Genomic DNA, 764 nt, shown 5'->3' with positions numbered 1-764 from the left:
ACGGCTTCGGTGATGGCCTCCAGAGCCTCCTCTTGTCGACCGAGTTGGGCTAGGACGGTGGCAAGTCGATGGCTCCAGCGGGCCCTTTGAGCCGGGTCAGTGTCGGGAGGCAGAAGATCACGGATCCTGCGGGTCACTGTGGCGGCGGCGGTGGCCAAGGCGACGGTGGGGTAGGGGATCATGTCGGCGATCCGCTGGAGATCATCCAGTTCGGCCGGGACATCGGCCAAGACGGTGGCGAGGAGGTCGCCCAGGCGGGTGCCGGTCTGAACGGCGACCACGATCGCCGCGGGGGCCAAAGCGTTCAGGTCGGCCCGCAACGCCGCCTCGATCACCCCAGACGCATGCCGGTGGTGGGCACAAGCCCGGGTCAGCACGGTCAACGCCCGCACCGCCCGTTCCTCCTCCAGCCCCGTCAAACAAGCACGGGCCAATTCAGGGCTGGCGTGCAGTTGGTCGGTCACGTGCCGCTCGGCCAGCAGGTCGGGCCGCAACGGCTCCAGCCACGCCGACCCCGTTCCCGGATACAGCTCCCGCGCCCAGCGGGCGAACCGGCCCAGCCGCTCGGCATTGGCCTCGGCCAGATCCGGCACCCGCCTGAGCACCGTGCGGGCATCGGCCTCATCAGCCGCGCCCAGCAACGCCAGCGCCGCCACCACCCGCTCCAGCAGAACCAGCTCGACGTTCAACCCTTTTACCTGCGCAGACTGGCGCCACAGCCGCTTCTCATGCCCGAGCAGCCGATCCAACACCCCCAGCTCGGC

The 764-nt window shown here is 69.6% G+C and carries 1 protein-coding gene; it reads right to left on the bottom strand.

What is annotated here, in order from left to right:
• Window positions 1–764 (bottom strand): hypothetical protein (locus tag EIO00_RS24405; RefSeq protein WP_206664257.1); only part of this gene is annotated, 764 nt, incomplete at both ends.

It is taken from the genome of Thermomonospora catenispora (assembly GCF_006363815.1).
GTDB lineage: Bacteria > Actinomycetota > Actinomycetes > Streptosporangiales > Streptosporangiaceae > Thermomonospora > Thermomonospora catenispora.
This window is presented reverse-complemented; position numbering and strand designations above follow the sequence as displayed.